This is a genomic window from Halobacillus shinanisalinarum (assembly GCF_022919835.1).
GTDB classification, from domain to species: domain Bacteria; phylum Bacillota; class Bacilli; order Bacillales; family Halobacillaceae; genus Halobacillus_A; species Halobacillus_A shinanisalinarum.
Genome location: NZ_CP095074.1, coordinates 3,538,990 through 3,558,807, shown reverse-complemented (window position 1 = coordinate 3,558,807; position 19,818 = coordinate 3,538,990). Strand labels below are relative to the sequence as shown.

Genomic DNA, 19,818 nt, shown 5'->3' with positions numbered 1-19,818 from the left:
CGGTTATCAGCCTCTTCTTTTTCTTTTAAAAGAAGGGGCTTTTTCATGTAACTGAAGCTTATTTACATAAAGTGAGAACTTAAGGAGGAATCACAATGAGGAAACAAATGATCTTAAATGCTTTTGAAATGAACAGCGCGATGCACAATTCTCACGGACTATGGAAGCATCCGAGAAATGAGCGTCACCGCCGCTATAAAGACTTAGATTATTGGATGGACTTAGCGAGATTACTAGAAAGAGGCAAATTTGATGCCGTCTTCCTTGCTGATGTGCTAGGAATCTACGATGTTTATAAAAAAAGTAAAGACCCATCAATTCGTGATGGATTGCAAGTGCCATTAAATGATCCCGCCCTTGTGATCCCGGCGATGGCCAGTGTGACCAAGCATCTATCGTTTGCGATGACGGTGAGCACCACTTATGAAGCTCCATTCGGAAACGCCAGGCGCTTCTCCACCCTCGATCACCTGACAAAAGGGCGAGTCGCCTGGAATGTTGTGACCTCTTACTTGCCAAATGCCGCACGTAACTTTGGGCTTGAAAATATGATCAAACACGACGAACGTTACGATATCGCCGATGAATACCTTGATGTATCCTACAAGCTCTGGGAGACAAGCTGGGAAGATGACGCATTTGTAGAAGATGCCGAAAACAACACACTAGTTGATCCGGAGAAAGTTCATGAAATTAATCACGAAGGAAAGTACTTTTCCGTGGAAGGTCCGCACTTAAGTGAACCATCCTTACAACGGACACCTGTCATCTATCAAGCCGGCACATCCGAACGAGGACGTGAATTCGCCTCCAAACATGCCGAGTGCATCTTTGTCGGAGGACCGACACCTGAGCGAATTCGCTACTATGCTGATGATATTCGCAAGCGGGCCGAAAACCATGGACGGAATCCAGAAAACATTAAAATCTTTTCTTTTCTCAGCGTGATTGTTGGCGAAACGACTGAGGAAGCGGAGCGGAAGTTTGAAGAATACGCGCGCCACTGGAGCCCGGACGCCGCCAAAGCACAGTACGGAGCAAGCGGCTACGACATCGCCGAATATGAAGAAATGGATCCCGACCTTCCATTTGAATACACGAAGTCTACAGAAGGCGGACACTATAAAGCGGCAACACTAACTAAAGATGCCCCTAAAAAACTAACTGTCGGCGAAGTGCTTAACCGATTTGAATCACCAGATCGTAACAGTATTATCGTAGGAAATCCGAAAGAAGTCGCAGACGCGATCCAATTCCAGTTTGAAGAATCAGGCGTAGACGGTTTCAACTTAAACCATCTAGTAACGCCTGGGGATCTGGAAGATTTTGTGGACCTGGTAATACCGGAGCTGCAAGAGCGTGGGTTGTATAAGAAAGATTATCAAGATGGTACGTTGAGGGAGAAGCTGTTTCCGCATGGAGAAAGTGTGCTGCCTGAGGATCATCCAGGGAGTCGATATAGGTATTCGTTTACTTAAATGAATGAAGTCCCTGTTCCTTCATACAACAGGGAACAGGGACTTCATGAATACACTAACCTATACGATTTCCTCCGAAAAAATGAGGTCACACCGTGTTACGTTCTAACTGTTCTTCCATTTCTTCCTGTTCCGAATCCGACAACTTGACGATTGAAAATCCGATCCCAGCATAAATCATCGATAAAATAGGAACAGTAAAATTCAAAATCGCATAAGGGGCGTATTCAAAAGCATGAACGCCTAATGTTCCAAGGATAAATACGCCACAGGTATTCCAGGGGATAAAGACAGATGTTAATGTCCCGCCGTCTTCCAAAGCGCGCGAAAGATTTTTGGAGTGGAGCTTTTTCTTTGTATAGACTTTGGCATACATTCTCGCTGGAACAACGATGGAAATATATTGTTCCGAACAGGTAGCATTTGTCGCAAAGCACGATAGAATTGTTGTTGGTACGAGACTTCTCGCAGATTTTGCTAATTTCAAAATTTGATCAACAATCACTTTTAACATTCCTGTATTCTCCAGAATACCTCCAAACGTCATGGCAACGATGGTCATGGACACCGTGTACATCATGGAATCCAGACCGCCACGGTTAAAAAGGTTATCCACCATTTGATTGCCTGAATCAATGGCAAAACCCGCCTGAAGTGTCTGAACTGTATTACTCATGGCATCGCCCTGGATAGCGATTTGACATAAAAAACCTAATAGTATACCAGCTATAAGTGCAGGGACTGCAGGAACTTTCCGAATTACAAGCAGAATTACAGCTAATGGAACAAGAAGCAGCCACGGGGAAATCACAAAGTTTTCATTCATAACCTTCATGGTTTGTTGAATATTTTCCATATTGACGGATTCCGAACCAAACCCTCTCCCCAAGAACCAATACACCCGAGAGCAATGATTAAAGCTGGAACAGTGGTGTACAGCATGTGGCGAATATGTTCAAATAAATTCGTCCCCGTTAACCCTGAAGCAAGGTTCGTTGTATCCGATAATGGGGACATTTTATCGCCAAAATAAGAACCGGAAATAATAGCACCCGCAACCATTGGTGCAGAGATTCCCATGCTGACCCCTATCCCCATGCCGGCTACTCCGATGGTTCCCATGGTGGACCAGGAACTCCCAATTGCAAGGGCCACAACAGCACAAATGATTGTAATCGCTACCAAAAACATGGACGGCGTAATAAGTTTTAACCCGTAGTAGATCATCGTTGCCACAATACCGCCACCAATCCACACTCCAATCGTAAGTCCGACCAACATGATGATGACGACAGCAGGTAGAGCTAGCCGTATACCTTTATACATGCTTTCTTCAATTTCGTTCCAGTTATAACCACTTCTCCAGGCAATGAAAGCCGCTACGGCTGTTCCGAAAATTAAAGGGATATGAGGGCTTCCTTCCAGTACAACGATCGTAACAAGCATAGCGACAATCATAAGAACCAGTGGGATAATTGCAAGTCCAAACGTCATTTCTTTTTTACGTGTTTCCACCATACTGATCCCCCTTTTTTAAAATTTTTCGAAAATGGAAGTTGCAAAAGTTCAGCTTCTTCTACTGATCTAACGTCTTTAATATCGTGTGAGCCAGGATCTCAATCCCAGAAAAAATAGCTTTCCGATCAAATGTCATCTGCGGATGGTGGAGACCAGGCTTTAGATTCGCCCCTAACCCTAGCATCGTTGCTTTTAAATGGGGACGATTAATGGTATAGAAATGAAAATCATCTCCTCCAGATGTCACGAGGGGGGCCATCGTATGTTCATCTCCGAGGACCTCTTTAATCGCCTCTCCCATATACCCTTGAGCTTGACTGTCAGTCTCTGCAGCCGGCACATAGTCCATAACTCGAAGCGTAATAGGAAGGTTGTAGGCTTTTTCCACAGCTTCAATTTTCCCTTCTACCTGTTCACGAAGCTGCTGAAGAGCCTCATTGGATTGCGCGCGTAAATCGAGGCTGAATACGGCAGACCCTGGAATGATATTTGGATTGTTCCCTCCAGCTTGAAATTTGGTTACTTTGGCTGAATAAGGGATCATCGGATCAAGGTAAATCCCTTTCACTAACTCCACAATGGCGGAACCAGCTTCAATGGCATTGACTCCTAAATGCGGACGTGCCCCATGTGTATCTTCACCTGCAATTTTCCCTTCCATAAACAGTCCCGCACCGTGAATGATGGCCGGTGAAGCTTGGCCACCTTCCATTTCCTGCACTGGCCTCAAGTGAACTCCATACAAATAATCAACATCATCAACTACACCATTTTCAACCATCCTTAATGCACCATTTCCTGTTTCTTCAGCAGGTTGAAAAATAAATCGAACACTTCCCTTTGGAACCCCTTTCATAAGAAGCGTAAGCAGGACTCCAACGGCCATACTCATATGGGCATCATGCCCACAGGAATGATTAGCCTGGAAAACTCCCCCTACTTCCTGCCAAAGGGCATCCATATCCGCACGTACCGCTACAACCGGCTTACCGCTGCCGATTTCAGCAATCAGTCCGGTTGAGTCCGGAAAAGTTGTAACCTTTACTCCTTTTTCCTCTAGTACTTGTTTAATATAAGTTGTCGTATTTTCTTCTTTCCAGCTGACTTCAGGATTTGTATGAAGATGGTCAAAAACGTTATGGATGTCTGGTTGGATCGTTTCTACAATCTGCTTCACCATCATTTATAGCACCTTCCCGAATAAAATCATCATGGTTCCGTCCGTTTCTCTTAGTCCATAACCATAGTAACCATTCTTCAAAAGCTGCTTTTGCTGCTGATAATCTTCGACTGCTACTGCTGAATATGTACGCCCGTCTATGGTCATGTCCCTTCGTAAATCTTTGTAGAGCACATACCGTAGTAGGCCGCCATACATGCCTTTGATTTGTGCAATCATCATTCCTTGAGCCAATTTATCTTTCAAGCTTGGATAATTTGTAGGAAAAACGGTACAGCAAAGATATCGGTACTCATTCGAAGTTCGATTAAACTCTGTCATTATCCATTTAGCCAATTTCTTCTGCAGGCCATTCCCGCGATATTCAGGGAGAATACAGGTTATTTCCTGGTGGACAACCTTCATTTGCTCTGTTTTAGATAAACCTAAATCACGCCCTAAATTTTCCTCATCATCACCCGGGTATAGAAGCGCTCGAAAGGCGATCAGCTGCTCCTGCACGAACACACCGAGTACCAGCCCTTTACCGTAGAATAGCTGTGTTAACTCTTCTTGCGTCAACGCCTGCAAAGATTCTTTGACTTGCAGCTGTTCGAAAACAGTATCCTGCACTTGTGAAATATCCGATAAATGCTCAGACTCTAGCCTGCTCACTTGAAAGTCTTCCTGCATTCCATTGGCCCTGTTCGTTACCTCTCCTTGATACAAGACGTCCATGCCTTTCCCCTCTTTTCAAAATCGATAACGTTATCTTTACTCAACCTTGTCATGCATTTCCGTTAATTCTTCTAGTATTTGCTCATCAACATCGATGCCCAGCCCCAGACGATCACGTAATTCAATAAAAGGAACATCATACGCCAGTGCTCCGATATCTTTGGAAAATTTCAACGGACCTGTTAACTCCACACTGGTAATGTCTTTTTTTGCAAAAGCTACGTGAAAACCTGCCGCCGAGCCAACTGATGATTCAACCATCGAACCAATCTGACAGCTCATCCCAGCCATACCTGCCTGGTGTACAAGTTTTACGGCTGGATAAATACCGCCGCATTTCATTAGTTTAATGTTTACCTTATCGACTGCACGCTTGCTGATCACTTCACGCATCTCCCTCGTTCCTTTAAGACCTTCGTCAATCATTAATGGAATGTGCGCTTTTTGTTTCACTTCCGCTAAGGCATCAATGTCGTCAGCAACTACAGGCTGCTCAATCCATTCCACACCTTCGCTTTCAATTTGTTTGATGATATCTAACGAATCAGCACTGGTTTTCCAGCCCTGATTGGCGTCAATTCTAATCCGAATATCCTCTCCAACTCTTTGACGTACGTTTTTAATCCGCTTCACATCTTTCTGTCTATCGATCCCTACTTTCATTTTCAGGATCTGGTAGCCTTTCTCAACAGCTTGAGCCGCCTCATCGGCCATTACTTCCGGCTCTTGTATGCTTAGTACGTGAGTCAAAGGGAACCTTTCGTGATACCTTCCCCTAATAGATTATAGACCGGTTGATTTATCGTTTTGCCCATAATGTCATAGCAGGCAATATCAATCGCAGCCTTCGCTGTAGCTGACTGATAGATACTTCGATCCATAATTTCATGGATTTTCTCAAGATGAAAGGGATTTTCTCCTAAAACAGCCGGAGCCAGTGTATGTTTAAGTACCTGAAAGATACTTTCCCACGTCTCGCCGGTTACATGTTCATCGGCTACCCCCTCCCCATAACCGACAACGCCTTGATCTGTCTCCACTTTAACGATAACGCTCGGCATCGTTGTGTACGTTTCATAACTAATTATGAATGGTTCTTTCAACGGCAGTTTTATGCCAAAAATACTGATCGATGTGATTTTCATGGCCATTCTATCTCCTTTTAATCGACAAAATAAAACATGTCGCTTGGTAGACGTTTAATATTAATAAACACCTTATCTTGAATTTTCAGATTTGTCAATCAACATTTTTGAAACAGGTGATGGTATAAGTTATAATGAGACTATTACTCTCAAGAGGGGTTACATAATGGTAGTGAAAATCGCTGTATTCGGCTCCACCGACTTTATTCATCACATAAAAAAATATGAAAAAGACATCAGTAACATTGAACTCATTCCTTATTCCTACAATCATCCCCGTGAATCCTTACAATTGATTCAACAAGCTGCACACTGTGATGTATTTTATTTCTCAGGTTTTTTACCTTACTTTTTCTCAAAAGCAGAACTTAAAAAGTTAGATGTCCCCGTTGTTTATGCATCCTTAGACGAAATCTCTCTGAGCTTGTCTCTTTTCTATATTCAACATCATTATCACATCCCAATAAGTCGTATAGCCATTGACGTAACCGATAAAAACGATGTGTATAACGTATTAAACTATGTAGACATTCTCGCAGAACCCCTTCATATTAAAGATTATCAAGAGATCTTAGAAGACGATGAAAGCTCATTCGATTTAGAGGAAATCATCCAATTCCATACTCACCTGTGGGAAGCAGGTGAAGTGGAGATCGTTCTGACCAGTATCCACGCCGTATATGACCGTTTAACTGAACAGGGCATCAACTGTATGAAAATGATCGAGTCTGAAAAACATATTGCCGATTCCCTCATCAAAGCCAAGGTCGCTGGCAAATTGCAAAAAAGTGAATCCTCACAAATCGCTGTAGGTCTGATTTCCATTGACGACTATGACAGTTTGGTTGAGAACGTGCCTGTCGTATATCAGCAAGAATACATCGCAAAGATCCGTCAACCACTCGATCAGTTTGCCAGGAAAATTAACGCATCGGTTCAGCATCTGCGAAAAGACCGCTTCGTCATCTACGGTACAAAAGGCGGAATTGAGTTCATTACGGAACACTTCCAGACGATGCCTCTCCTCTCTGAAGTTGAAAACAACATGCAAACATCAATCAGTGCAGGATTTGGCTTTGGTTTGACGACAAAGGAAGCGGAAAACCATGCAGCCATTGCCTTGAACGAAGCGAAGGCACTCCCAAACAGCAGTGCATTTATTGTGACAGAGGATAAAAAAGTAATCGGTCCTTTGAACGAAAATAAAAAATACCATCGATTAAAAACAGAAAACCATCAGTTACAAACTCTCGCCAAAACATTGCATTTGAGTACAACCAATGTCGATAAAGTGATTCAATTCATCAAATCGAGGAACTCACACCGCTTCACCTCATATGACCTGGCTGAGTATTTAGCAGTCAGCCGGCGTACCTCAGAAAGGATATTAAAAAAGTTCTCCGACCATCAATATTTACAGATTATCGGAGAAGAGAAAACTTATCAAAAGGGGCGGCCAAGGGCGATTTATGAAATCAATTTACCGATTGATCAATTCAGTTAATTGAGTCTGGTTGATATAGAAAAAGGAACTCTTCCTGAGGTAAAGAGTTCCTTTTTTGACTTATATAGTTGAAATCCTTCTCTTAATAAAGTGCAAGTCAATTTTACAATTTTAAAAAATAGGTTATAATGAGATTAGAATAGTTGCATATACTAAAAAAGACCGTTGGTGCTGTCACACCAACGATCAGGTACAATAGCCCTTCAAGGGGGCGGCTCACATAGAGTTTTTGGAAATAACTACCCACATGCTTGCCAGGCCTATGGGTGGTTATTTTTTATGGTTTGACAGTATAGCAACAATTAAAGTTCCGAAAGAAATCATCAGAAACAGTGTTTCGAATACTGTCATATCGGATCACCCCCTTTCATCTTACAGTTAGGGGAATGAACCGCCACCCATGAAAGCCCTATCATACTAGTATTATTATAGCAGAAATGATAGGATTCACCCATCTCAAAAATCAAATGACTATGTATTAAGGTAATTTGTTTTAAGACTACATACTACCGCAACCTCTCTTGGCTTGGAACCTTCTTCCCTCTATCCAATTAATAATATATCCCTTGTTATGTATCTATATCATTAATCAAGACAACTAGAAAAAAGAAAGCATAAATAGCCAAAACGGCTATTTATGCTTCTTGTAAGACACGAGTTTCTTTTTCCGGAGATTCATCCGTTTTTTTTTGATCGACTAAGTCAAGCGCCTGCGCTGTTGACGTATGGATTTCCTCGATCAATTCTGGGTTTTCCACTAGCTTCTTGCCATAAGAAGGAATCATTTCTCTGATTTTCGGTTCCCATTCTTTGATATGTTGCGGAAAACACTTTTCCATTAATTCAAGCATGACAGAAACGGCTGTAGAAGCACCTGGAGACGCTCCAAGCAAAGCCGCGATCGAGCCGTCAGCAGAATTGACCAGTTCCGTACCAAATTGAAGAGTTCCTTTGCCGCCGTCTTTCGTATCTTTGATGACTTGCACACGTTGGCCCGCTGTGACTAAATCCCAATCCTCGCTCTTGGCGTTTGGAATAAACTCACGTAACTGTTCCATACGTTTTTCTTTTGATAAAATGACTTGTTCAATCAAATATTTCGTCAACGAAGCGTTTTTTACGCCTGCCGCGATCATCGTTGCAAGATTATCCTTGCGTACAGATGTTATCAAATCAAGCAAGGAGCCCGTTTTTAAAAACTTCGGTGAAAAGCCGGCAAACGGTCCAAACAGCAGCGATGTTTTATTGTCGATAAAACGTGTATCCAAATGAGGCACAGACATTGGCGGAGCTCCCACCTTGGCTTTGCCGTACACTTTGGCATGATGCTGTTCGATCACTTCTGGATTGTTACACACCATGAATTGTCCGCTTACCGGGAAACCTCCGATATGTTTGGACTCAGGAATACCAGTCTTTTGCAGCAAGTGCAGACTTCCACCGCCCCCGCCGATAAACACAAAATCAGACGTATGGGTTTCAAGTTTTTCATTAGCGAGATCCTGGACCGTCACTTCCCAAGCGCCATCGTCAGTTCGCTTGATATCCTCAACACTATGCTTGTAATTGACATCAAGGTCAGTACTTTCCAAGGTGTCAAACAACTTACGCGTTAACACTCCAAAGTTAACATCTGTTCCTGCATCAATTTTTGTAGCGGCTATCGCTTCATTCGATGTCCGGTCTTTCATAATCAGCGGAATCCATTCTTTCAGCTTTTCCGGGTCATCGGAAAATTCCATCCCTTCAAATAATGGATTGTTGGCCATGGTTTTAAAGCGCTTTCTTAGGAACTTAACATTCTGTTTCCCTTGCACCAAACTCATATGAGGCAATGGTTTGATGAATTCCTGAGGGTTACGAATCAGATTACTGTTTACAAGATAAGACCAAAATTGCTTGGAAACCTGAAATTGTTCATTCACTTTAATTGCTTTAGAAATATCAATAGAGCCGTCCGGCTGTTCTTTCGTGTAGTTCAGCTCACACAGAGCAGCATGTCCCGTTCCCGCATTATTCCATACGTTCGAGCTTTCTTCTCCTCCAGTTCCGAGCCTTTCAAACACGCGAATATTCCACTCCGGCACCAATTCTTTCAACAATGCTCCCAATGTTGCACTCATGATTCCAGCACCAATTAAAATAACGTCTGTTTTAGTCTGGCTGTTGCTCATTTTTTTCATCCCTTATTCCTAAGATTTGCAGAAAGCGTAAGTATATAGGCGCTCCTACTTAGGCCATCACAGCAATCCAGGGAGCAACCTAATCACATATGTTTTCTGACTCAACCATATTCTAGTGTATCATTATTGATTTAAAAATTAAATTATATATTACCAAAAAGCTGGTTAGAAGTGGGGCCATTAGGTTTCAGGAACACATAATAAATCCTCAACACCATGATTCAGTTTGAATAATCAAGCGTTATTGGGTGCAACTTAAGCCATTTAGTAAAATGAGAGAACCGAGGTTATTTCTACATCTACTAATACCAAAAAGTCCCTAAGGAGCAATTACAAATACTCCTTGGAGACCTAATTAGTTTGCCCTGACCATTACTAGTATATTCAAAACCCGGCTTTACTTGCCACTACCTTCCCCTATTTTTACAACATAAATCCCCCGTAAACAAGAGCTACTGCAATTACGAATGCGGGATGAACCTTTAGCTGTTCAATTAATAAGTAACTGCTAATTATAATTAATGCGGTTTGCCATAGTCCTATCCCATTATATGATTCTCGGAAAAAACTCCATGCCATAATCCCTAGCAATATAGCAATCACAGGGCGAACATATTGTGTCATTCTTTTCACTTTATTAGAATCCTTATATTTATATAGAATACCTAACAATAAAATCATAATAATCAATGAAGGGGCAACTGTTGCAAAAACACCGATTAGGGCACCTAATACCCCACCTTCATCATAGCCTATGTACCCCGCCATCTTAGTTGCAATAGGTCCAGGTAGTGAGTTGGCTAATGCCAGCATTTCACTAAACTCTTGCACTGTCATCCATTCGTACCGGTCTACAACCTCATTTTCAACTAAGGGGATGGAAGCTGGGCCTCCACCATAGCCAAGAATACCCGGGATGAAAAAGGCTAAAAAAATCTCCCAATACTTCATGATGATTGACCTTCCTTCTTCATGACTTGTTGCTCTGTTTCCTGTGTTTTATCTTTCTGAACTAGTGCAGTCACAATTAGAATCCCAATGATTATTCCTGGATGTACGTTCAAAAAGAACAGCAGACCAAAAATGACAGCAGACATGATGCCAGTTTTCGTCCAGCCCATCCCCTTCCCTGCCTTATTAAGAAATTGCCATGTCAACACAGCAAGCATGACACCAACGACAGGTATAACAGCTGCAGTCATACCTTGCACCCACCCCACATCCTTTATAGATGATAGTGAAGTTAATAAAACGATCATCAAAACAATAGTAGGTAGAATGGTGGCTAACACTGCATTTAACATCCCCATGACACCGGAGACTCTATGTCCAATATAGCCAGCTAGTTTGGTCGCAATCGGTCCTGGCAACGTATTAGCCAACGCTAAAAGGTCGCCAAAATCTTCATCATTCATCCATTTGTATTTATCTACCACCTCTTTATGGATAAGAGGAATGGACCCCGGCCCTCCCCATATCCAAGCATGCCAATCCTGAAAAAGGCAATAAATAAATCCCAGTGTGTTTTCATAGATGGCTTGCCTTCTGTTTTACTTACCATGCCGCAACAGTACCATCTGTTCGAGACTCTGTGCCCCTATCAATACACCTGTTTCCGAGTCTCGCAAGATAATTTGCCCGCGTCCGAAGTTATTTGGTTCGAGCGCAATTTGTACATTATGCCCTCTTTCTGCCAAAGCTTGGGCAAGATGGTGAGAAAATCTGTTTTCTACTTCAACCGTTTTGTCTTTCAACCATTGCCAGCGAGGAGCATCTAAGCTGGCCTGTGGGTTCAGACCAAAGTCAATCATGTTCATCACAACTTGAACATGCCCTTGCGGCTGCATGAAACCACCCATCACGCCAAATGGACCAATCGGCTGGCGATCTTTCGTTAGAAAACCAGGGATAATCGTATGGTACGTTCTCTTTCCACCATGTAAAGCGTTCACGTGATCAGGATCCATTGAGAAATTATGGCCGCGATTTTGCAAGGCAATTCCCGTTCCTGGTACGACGAGTCCAGATCCAAAGCCCATGTAGTTACTTTGAATAAATGAGACCATGTTTCCCTCATCGTCAGCTGCCGCTAAATAAACGGTTCCACTTAATGAAGGTTCTCCAGCCTTAGGTAATAGTGCCTCTTCACCAATCATTTTTCTTCGTCCTTCTCCATATTCTTCATTTAATAAATGATCTGTTGTGTAATTCATATGACTTTCTTCTGTTACATATTGATGACCATCAGCAAATGCTAGTTTAATAGCTTCTATCTGTTTATGATATGTATCTGCTGATTCCTTTTCAGTAAAGTCAAATCCTTTTAAAATATTTAATGCTTGAAGCGCTACGATCCCTTGACCATTTGGCGGGATCTCCCACACATCATACCCACGATAATTCACGGATATCGGATCAACCCACTCAGCTTCATAGGCAGCAAGATCCTCAGCAGTTAAATAGCCTCCGTTTTCTTTTGAGAAATTACTAATTCTATCGGCTATTGAACCACGATAAAATGATTCCGCATTCGTTTCAGCAATGGAACGCAATGTTTCTGCATGATCTAAAGATGACCATATTTCTCCAGGTTTAGGTGCTCTCCCTTTTGGAGAAAAGGTCTCAAACCAATGGTTAAAAACAGGATCCTTTAAATGCTCTTTAAAGTTTTGATAGCCCTTGTCCCAGTACTTACTCAATGTGAGTGAAACAGGGAAACCTTCGGAGGCATACGTGATCGCCGGCTGTAATACTTCTTTTAATGGAAGCTTTCCGAATCTCGCTGAAAGTTTCGCCCATGCACCTGGCGCACCCGGTACAGTGACGGGTATCCATCCATACTTAGGAATTTCTTCATGCCCTGCATTTTTGACGGCGTCAATGGAAATACTCTTCGGTGATGAGCCACTTCCGTTGAGACCATGAAGTTCTCCCTTTGTCCAAACTAATGCAAAGGCGTCTCCTCCAATTCCATTTGAGGTTGGTTCTACAACCGTAAGACATGCTGCTGTAGCAATGGCTGCATCAATTGCGTTGCCGCCTTTTTTTAAAATATCCAATCCTGCCTGGGAGGCAAGCGGTTGTGAGGTGGACACCATACCATTACTCGCATATGTTGCATTTCGCGTTATTGGATAAGGGTGAGATTGATGGTTAAAAGAAAACATATAAACACTCCTTAGAAAGATACTGTAGCTCATAGTCCATATGAATTAAGCAGATATTTTATTATCACTTTGATTCCTTTGATTGCTTTTATAATTGCTAAAAATCCCATATGCCATTGATAGAATAGATAAAACAATTAAAGTTGCTGATATTGGACGTGTGAGAAATACCATTAAGCTGGGGTCCAATGAGATGGATTGACGTAAATTTGACTCAATCATCGGGCCTAAAATAATTCCTAAGATAAATGGCGGCAAAGGAAAACTGTTCATCTTCATCCAATAACCAATAAGACCAAATATTAATAAAACCCAGACATCAAAAATGCGATTATTCACTGCAAAACTACCAAGGACACATAACATTAGAATGACAGGTACTAAATAGTGAAAAGGAATTTGATTGATTTTCAAAAACATTTTGATCCCAAAGCTTTGTACAATTAACATTAAGAAGGCCGCTAAGAAAAATGAAATGAACACTCCATATACTAGAATCGGCTGATTTTGTACGAGTAATGGACCTGGTTGAATACCGTGGATAAGTAAAGCCCCTAACATCATGGCTGTTACTGCGTCTCCCGGAATACCGAAAGCCAACATAGGAACTAAAGCACCACCAACTGAAGAGTTATTGGCTGATTCAGCAGCTATCACACCATCCTTCGAACCATTCCCAAATTTAGAAGGATTTTTAGAAAACTTTTTAGCAATATCATAGCTTAGAATGTTTGCAATACTCCCGCCCGCTGCAGGAAGGATCCCAACGAATGTTCCGATCAAACTTGACCTAACCGTATTTCCTTTTGACTTCCACATATCCCTAAAAAGCTTTCTAATAGGATAGGTAACACTTGTTTTATCGTCAATGTTATAAGGCTTGGGTGGTTTCTTGATATCTCCTAACAGTTGGGAAAATGCAAAAAGTCCAATTAACACAGGCAGAAAATTAAACCCTGCTAATAATTGACTAAATCCGAATGTAAATCTTGGTGTGCCCATTAAAGGGTCTGAGCCAACAAGGGCAAACATAATCCCTAAAGCCCCGGCAATCAGTCCTTTTATTAAAGACCCCTCGCTTAAACTTGATATCGCACTAATTCCAAACAACATGAGGGCAAACATTTCCCATGGACCGAATTTAAGAGCCCACTCAGCTAACAGCGGCGCAGTAAAAATTAAGATAATGCCAGAAATGATAGAACCTATAAACGATGCCCATAATCCAATAGCCAATGCTTTACCCGGCTCCCCGTTCTTTACCATTGGGTAGCCATCAAAAGTAGTCGCCATCGCAGAGGGGGTTCCCGGAATGCCGAGCAGGCACGCCGTGATCAGCCCCCAGAGCTCCCCCCTACTTGAACACCCATCATAAGGGCAATACCATTTACTGGATCCATGCTAAAACTAAAAGGTAATGTCAGGGCAACACCCATTGTTATCGTAAATCCGGGAATGCTCCCTACAATGATCCCGGCAACAACGCCTATAAATAGAATCATGATGGTTTGAACATTTAAGATCGTTTCAAAGCTTAATAGTATATGTTCCATAATTAGTTACTCCCTTTAAAACAGCTGCCCTGTAGGAAGGAAAACCGACAGTCCATTTTGGAAAACTACATACAATACGAGAGTGAACGCCACCATCCCTAGCAATACAGCCCAAAGCTTTTGTTTATTATTCGAAAGCAGTAGATACAAGGTAAATAAAAACAAAATTGATGAAAGAAAGTAACCGATATAGTCTAGTAGAAGAACATATAAACCAAAGATCGCAAAGGTTAGAATCACTTTCTTATTTTCTTGGAGGAGATTTCTAAACGAGAACTTGAAATGATAATCCTTCGCTCGGACCATCCCGTATATACTTTTTACCAATAAACATAAGCTCAGAATGGCTAATACGATAATCACTATATTCGGAAAAAAATCCGCTTCTGTTTTACCTAGATTACGTTCTGATATTAATGAGGATTCATAGTAGGCAAAACAGCAGAAAAATAATAGTAACAGTGCGTTGATCAGGTCACGCTTTGTACTTACCATGCTGAATCGCCCCTTCTATTCTGCTAATAAGCCACTTTTTTCTAGTGAATCTTTCATATCTTTCTCATTTTTCTTCAAAAACTCAGTGTATTCTTCTGTTCCTTGGAAGTTGACGTCCGTACCCAATTCGTCCATTTTACTCTTGAACGACTCACTGTTTGCTACTTTCTTAAGAGCATCGCTAAGCTTTTTTACAATTTCTTCTGGCGTGCCTTTAGGGGCAACAATACCTCTGTTCGTAGCTGAGACCACATCAATACCTTGTTCCTTAAGGGTAGGTACATCTGGTAATACCTCACTTCTTTCTTCACCCGTGTAACCCAGCAGCTTCATACGGTCATCCGCAAGGTAATCTTTCCCTGCCACGACTGATACACCACCCAAATCTACATCATTACCGACAACAGCTTTCATACGTTTAGCCGTTCCATCAAAACCGACAATATTAAACTTTATATCTGCCGCTGTTTGAATCAATGCAGGCTCCAGCTGTGATGTTGAACCTATTGATGCTGCATAGGATATTGATCCTGGATTTTCCTTTGCTGCTTTTACAACATCCTCCATTGAATCCCAAGGACTACTTGGATGTGTTGCAATCGCATCATAAGTTGATGTCATTAATGCAATGGGTTCAAAATCAAAATAACCAAAATCAGATTGACCAGTAAGTTGAGACATAGCCACAGAGTCATGTATAGAAAGGAGTGTGTACCCATCATTTTTAGCGTTTAAAACCTGTTGCGCGCCTACAACACCGCTGCCACCTGCAACATTTTTGACAACGACATCTACCTCTAAATCTTTTTCCAACTCTTTTGCTACTAACCTATTGATAGCATCTGTATCCCCACCAGCATCCCATGGTACGACCAATTGAATCGTTTTATTAGGATAATTAGAGGCTTGTCCTTCCGAACTGGTTTCTGAACCGCAAGCAGATAGAACGAAGATCATCATAAGGCTTAGAATTGTAATATAAATACTTTTTTTCAAATTCAGTTCCTCCTCTTTTAGGACTGTTTTAGAATTACGAGACCACATTACCCTTGTAAAAGAACGGCCGTTACTAGTGCATCCTCCCTCCGACTAAAATATTTTAAAAATTATTATTATTCACATAATACAAAACAGGGAAAATTATGTCAAACATTTATTTAACAAAGTAAATCATTTTACTTATTTTTTGTTCGTTTGTCCTAATTTATAAACTTATTAATTTCGTTTGTTATCCAGGATTACTTTAACTTCAGTACACTAACGGGATACAGAAACTTCTCTTATATATCAGAGCCGATAATATTCCTGATAACTCGTTAATTTATTTTTACGGATCATGACCTGCTTAACTTAGATATCTCTGAATTACATTTTGATTAATGATTACCCTCTTCACGAAAAAATCCCTTCACCATAATTATGGTGAAGGGATACATGTATTTTTTACTTTTATTTTTAGGTTTAACGCAGTTCATCGATACCGCAAATGCTCTAATATCCTCACAGCTAACTTCTTCGGTGTATTCCTAAAAGCATCCTGTGTACTACCCGCAATGTGAGCAGTCATCGTTATATTATCCAGTTTTAAAAATGGACTGTCACCTTCAAGAGGTTCGATATCAAAAGTATCTATAGCCGCTCCAATAATTTCTCGGTTCTGTAAAGCCTCAATCAAATCATCTTCCTTTTTAGGGGAGTGGTGTGTTCAAAGGGCATATATCAATTATTACTATTTGTAACTTAAACCATGCCCGTAAGGATACAGATCTTCAATCGTAACCGGAAGTTTACCGCCCGGCTGAGCACCAAAGATCACATCCACAGAGGCTTTTAATGCAGGTAAAACCGTTGGATTATCACTTCCCCACTTATCAATCGCATAAGAAGTAAGATAACCATCGACTTTTGGATATTCGGCAACATCATAAGGCAACCCAAGGCTGACAGCAACAACTGGTTTACCAGTGTCCTGAAGCTCTTTGACAAGTTGCGCTTGTTCATCGGGCAGTCCGCTTTTTGAGTATGTTGCAACGATGATTTTGTCCGCATTCTCAGCTAATGCAGCTGCTTCTTGAACCTCCTCCTCCTTTGGGGTATGGGATGACGCCTGCCAAGAAGTGACGTTGGCCTCACTTATGTTTTGCACCGCACTAGCAACAGAATCCACCTCGGTTACACCTGCTACAAAAATATTCTGTTCAGTATGTTTATCGAAGGGTAAAACATTATCGTTTTTAACAAGAGTAATGGACTGTCGTGCTACTTCTGCAGCTTTTTCCTGAAAGTCAGGTTGGGCCGCAATTTCTTTTGCTTTTTCTGGATCCACAAAGCGATTTTCAAATAAGTCGTGTTTCAATTTTTGCATCAGTACGCGCTCAACTGATTCATTGATTCGTTTTTTAGATAGTTCACCAGATTCTACCGCTTGATAGAGTGATTCGAAGGTTTCTACTTGTTCTTCATGAGAACCAGTAGCCATTATAATATCCGCACCGGCTTTTAAAGCCATGACTGCGGCGTGCCCTGACCCCATCTTTCATCAATAGCATCCATGCTCATTGCGTCTGTAATAATGATCCCATCAAAATTCATCTCTTCCCGAAGTAATCCCGTTAACACTTTTTTAGACAATGTCGCCGGCAACTTTGGATCAATGGCTTCAATAATCACATGGGCGGTCATGATAGAGTCGACCCCTACATCTATCGCTGCTTTAAATGGTGCGAGGTGAACTTCTTTAAGCGTTTCACGGTCGTATGTAACCGTTGGCAAGCCAAAATGTGAATCGACCTCGGTATTGCCGTGGCCAGGAAAATGCTTGACAGAAGTAATAACACCTTCTGATTGATATCCTTTGATCATCGCACTCGTCATCTCAGAAACGAGGTCACTTTTTTCCCCGAAAGAACGGACACCTATGACGGGATTCTTGGGATTCGTATTGACATCCGCCAAAGGGGAAAAGTTCCAGCTAAACCCCATGGCCTTGGCTTCTTCAGCAGTGATGCTCGCCACAGTTTCTGCAACCTTTGTGCTACGCGTTGCCCCAATCCCCATTTGATGAGGAAATGTCGTTGTCCCTTGAATCACATTATGTGTAGTGCCATATTCAAGGTCCGCCGAGATGATAAGTGGAATACCAAGACGTGTTTCGCTTGCCCATTCTTGCAGTTGATTGTTGTATTTGGACATAAATTCAGGATCTTTTTTGTTTGCAATAATGACAGAGCCCGCATGATAATCTTGAATGATTTCACGTGTGTTATCATTTGGCATTTCATCAATTGCATGTTGAGGGTGGGTAACGGGCATAACCAGCTGGCCGATTTTTTCTTTCATGGTCATATGGGCAATGATTCTTCTGGCCATTCCCTTATTTGCCTTGTCCGATGGGGGATCTGAATGTTTAAAATGTTCCTCTGATGATTGTGATTTTGTAAATGCCGCACTTGGCGAAGCGACTACTAACAAGAAAACCATTAAACAGCATACTTTTGTGACTAACTTCTTCAAATGACCACTCCCTAAACAGAATTTTCAAAAATTAATGCACAAAATAAGTCTACCAATTATAAATATAGTTGTCTATACCATATAATGATATAATTCCCCTATGAAACAATTTAGTAGTTTCATATCTTCGCTTGTTATACGAGATCATTCCTTACTGAGTATTGAGTGTCCCAACCAGCATCACACATTTTTTTATGGATGGGATCGACAGTCCCATTGGCACGTTCGTTCTACCCCCGGCTTCCTCAAGAATATTACCCATAAAATAGGACAACCAGAAATGACTGGTTCACCTTATGATACGATGTCTCATTTACGGAACATACCCTTTAAACCTTAAGAGTAGCGCATACTTATCAATAACATTCGTTTTTGATACAGGTGGTATGAGCCATGTGAAACTCTTAAAAATCACCGTATCTTGGGCTGAACTCAAGTTTTAAAAGTCGTATCAAAAACAAAGTATTAATATATACTCCTAATAACCTTTTTGATAATATATAAGTAACGAATTTCAAAAAGGAGTTACAAAATATGTTATTTGGATATGCCCGGGTCAGTACAAAAGATCAAAATTTACATATGCAGTTTGACGCGTTAAAAAGATATGGCTTAGAAGAGAAAAACATTTACTCAGAAAAAATTACGGGAACGAAAAAGGATCGTCCGGCATTCACGGAAATGATTAAATATCTACGTGAAGGAGATACGGTAGTCGTTTATAAACTCGATCGAATTGGTCGTAGCACAAAACACTTGGTAGATCTAATCAATGACTTTCATGAAAAAGGCATTAACTTTGTTTCTATTAATGAGAAAATTGATACCACAACAGCAATGGGAAAATTGGTATTCACAATTTTTAGTGGATTAGCGCAGTTTGAACGTGACATTATATCAGAACGAACGAAATCTGGTTTGGATGCTGCGAGAGCCCGGGGTAGAAAAGGGGGACGACCAAATAAATCCCAATCTAAACTGGATATGGCCTTTCGCATGTATGATAGTAAAGAGTATAGTATAGAGGAAATACTGAATGCAGCTGACATTAGCAGAGCTACTTTTTATAGATATTTAAGTAATCGTTAACACCCTATTATTCCCCTCAAGAACGGATTTCGTCTCTTCTATATAATTTAAAGGCAGTTAGCCAAACAGGGTAGCGTCCGGATGCGAATTTACAACGTTAAGCGCATTTCCCCGGACGCTACCCTTCCTATTTATCTAAACATATCCTGCAAGGTCTCATACGCAAGTACAAATTTTTAAATAATCTGTAAAGTTGGTAGCTTATTACCAATTTAAGTAAATAATATTGACTAATCTCATTCACATGATAATTTATTTAGGTGCCCCAATATCCAT

Annotated in this window: 13 protein-coding genes and 5 pseudogenes; 3 read left to right on the top strand and 15 right to left on the bottom strand. The window is 41.3% G+C overall.

Annotation, left to right across the window (positions count from 1 at the left end; all coding sequences use genetic code 11):
* The first annotated feature begins 95 nt into the window (after nt 1-95).
* On the top strand, nt 96-1,478 hold the full coding sequence (locus MUO14_RS17600; protein WP_244751885.1) for an LLM class flavin-dependent oxidoreductase: 1,383 nt from the start codon (nt 96-98) through the stop codon (nt 1,476-1,478).
* Between the two features lie 88 nt (nt 1,479-1,566).
* Here the strand turns inward: MUO14_RS17600 and nhaC are convergent.
* The 4 genes and pseudogenes from nhaC to MUO14_RS17580 all read right to left on the bottom strand — a co-directional run bounded on the left by nhaC (nt 1,567) and on the right by MUO14_RS17580 (nt 6,038).
* Nucleotides 1,567-2,996, bottom strand: a pseudogene (gene nhaC, locus MUO14_RS17595) (Na+/H+ antiporter NhaC).
* Nucleotides 2,997-3,054: 58 nt separating this feature from the next.
* The gene (locus tag MUO14_RS17590; RefSeq protein ID WP_244755648.1) at nt 3,055-4,173 is read right to left on the bottom strand and encodes a M20 peptidase aminoacylase family protein; all 1,119 of its coding nucleotides are present in this window, start codon (nt 4,171-4,173) and stop codon (nt 3,055-3,057) included.
* Between the two features lie 6 nt (nt 4,174-4,179).
* On the bottom strand, nt 4,180-4,893 hold the full coding sequence (locus MUO14_RS17585; RefSeq protein WP_244751884.1) for a GNAT family N-acetyltransferase: 714 nt from the start codon (nt 4,891-4,893) through the stop codon (nt 4,180-4,182).
* A gap of 36 nt (nt 4,894-4,929) precedes the next feature.
* Nucleotides 4,930-6,038, bottom strand: a pseudogene (locus MUO14_RS17580) (mandelate racemase/muconate lactonizing enzyme family protein).
* A gap of 166 nt (nt 6,039-6,204) precedes the next feature.
* Between MUO14_RS17580 and MUO14_RS17575 the strand changes: the two are divergent.
* Nucleotides 6,205-7,542: a transcriptional regulator gene (locus MUO14_RS17575; RefSeq protein ID WP_244751883.1), complete on the top strand. Its 1,338-nt coding sequence runs from the start codon at nt 6,205-6,207 to the stop codon at nt 7,540-7,542.
* Nucleotides 7,543-7,812: 270 nt separating this feature from the next.
* Here MUO14_RS17575 and MUO14_RS24840 read toward each other — a convergent pair whose 3' ends face one another.
* The 11 genes and pseudogenes from MUO14_RS24840 to MUO14_RS17525 form a co-directional block, all read right to left on the bottom strand.
* Entirely contained in the window at nt 7,813-7,893 is an 81-nt protein-coding gene (locus MUO14_RS24840) for a putative holin-like toxin (protein ID WP_390306632.1), read from the bottom strand.
* Nucleotides 7,894-8,177: 284 nt separating this feature from the next.
* Nucleotides 8,178-9,716, bottom strand: coding sequence for a malate:quinone oxidoreductase (locus MUO14_RS17570; protein ID WP_244751882.1), 1,539 nt, complete (start codon nt 9,714-9,716; stop codon nt 8,178-8,180).
* A gap of 432 nt (nt 9,717-10,148) precedes the next feature.
* A complete protein-coding gene (locus MUO14_RS17565; protein ID WP_244751881.1) occupies nt 10,149-10,676 on the bottom strand; it encodes a chromate transporter in 528 nt (175 codons plus the stop codon).
* Nucleotides 10,673-11,256, bottom strand: a pseudogene (locus MUO14_RS17560) (chromate transporter). Before MUO14_RS17560 ends, MUO14_RS17565 begins: the two are co-directional and overlap by 4 nt.
* A 23-nt stretch (nt 11,257-11,279) precedes the next feature.
* Nucleotides 11,280-12,892 (bottom strand): annotated as a pseudogene (ggt, locus tag MUO14_RS17555) (gamma-glutamyltransferase).
* 45 nt (nt 12,893-12,937) lie between these two features.
* Nucleotides 12,938-14,394, bottom strand: a pseudogene (locus MUO14_RS17550) (tripartite tricarboxylate transporter permease).
* A gap of 66 nt (nt 14,395-14,460) precedes the next feature.
* The gene (locus MUO14_RS17545) at nt 14,461-14,940 is read right to left on the bottom strand and encodes a tripartite tricarboxylate transporter TctB family protein (protein ID WP_244751880.1); all 480 of its coding nucleotides are present in this window, start codon (nt 14,938-14,940) and stop codon (nt 14,461-14,463) included.
* Nucleotides 14,941-14,955: 15 nt separating this feature from the next.
* Entirely contained in the window at nt 14,956-15,936 is a 981-nt protein-coding gene (locus tag MUO14_RS17540) for a tripartite tricarboxylate transporter substrate binding protein (protein ID WP_244751879.1), read from the bottom strand.
* 475 nt (nt 15,937-16,411) lie between these two features.
* Entirely contained in the window at nt 16,412-16,615 is a 204-nt protein-coding gene (locus tag MUO14_RS17535; RefSeq protein ID WP_244751878.1) for an NAD(P)-dependent oxidoreductase, read from the bottom strand.
* A gap of 54 nt (nt 16,616-16,669) precedes the next feature.
* Nucleotides 16,670-17,473 (bottom strand): glycoside hydrolase family 3 C-terminal domain-containing protein, encoded by an 804-nt coding sequence (locus tag MUO14_RS17530; protein ID WP_244751877.1) that lies wholly within the window; start codon nt 17,471-17,473, stop codon nt 16,670-16,672.
* Nucleotides 17,440-18,453 carry a glycoside hydrolase family 3 protein gene (locus MUO14_RS17525; RefSeq protein WP_244751876.1) on the bottom strand — a complete coding sequence of 338 codons (1,014 nt, stop codon included), beginning with the start codon at nt 18,451-18,453 and terminating at the stop codon, nt 17,440-17,442. The genes MUO14_RS17530 and MUO14_RS17525 overlap by 34 nt, the downstream gene beginning before the upstream one ends.
* A gap of 534 nt (nt 18,454-18,987) precedes the next feature.
* Here MUO14_RS17525 and MUO14_RS17520 point away from each other — a divergent pair.
* Complete coding sequence (locus tag MUO14_RS17520; RefSeq protein WP_244751875.1) at nt 18,988-19,542, top strand: recombinase family protein; 555 nt, start codon at nt 18,988-18,990, stop codon at nt 19,540-19,542.
* Nucleotides 19,543-19,818: the final 276 nt, after the last annotated feature.

Coding starts and splice junctions, on each gene's coding strand:
- MUO14_RS17565 (WP_244751881.1), bottom strand. CDS start 10,676: ATGAAGTATTGGGAGATTTTTTTAGCCTTTTTCATCCCGGGTATTCTT.
- MUO14_RS17530 (WP_244751877.1), bottom strand. CDS start 17,473: ATGGGGTCAGGGCACGCCGCAGTCATGGCTTTAAAAGCCGGTGCGGAT.
- MUO14_RS17575 (WP_244751883.1), top strand. CDS start 6,205: ATGGTAGTGAAAATCGCTGTATTCGGCTCCACCGACTTTATTCATCAC.
- MUO14_RS17600 (WP_244751885.1), top strand. CDS start 96: ATGAGGAAACAAATGATCTTAAATGCTTTTGAAATGAACAGCGCGATG.
- MUO14_RS17585 (WP_244751884.1), bottom strand. CDS start 4,893: ATGGACGTCTTGTATCAAGGAGAGGTAACGAACAGGGCCAATGGAATG.
- MUO14_RS17545 (WP_244751880.1), bottom strand. CDS start 14,940: ATGGTAAGTACAAAGCGTGACCTGATCAACGCACTGTTACTATTATTT.
- MUO14_RS24840 (WP_390306632.1), bottom strand. CDS start 7,893: ATGACAGTATTCGAAACACTGTTTCTGATGATTTCTTTCGGAACTTTA.
- MUO14_RS17520 (WP_244751875.1), top strand. CDS start 18,988: ATGTTATTTGGATATGCCCGGGTCAGTACAAAAGATCAAAATTTACAT.
- MUO14_RS17570 (WP_244751882.1), bottom strand. CDS start 9,716: ATGAGCAACAGCCAGACTAAAACAGACGTTATTTTAATTGGTGCTGGA.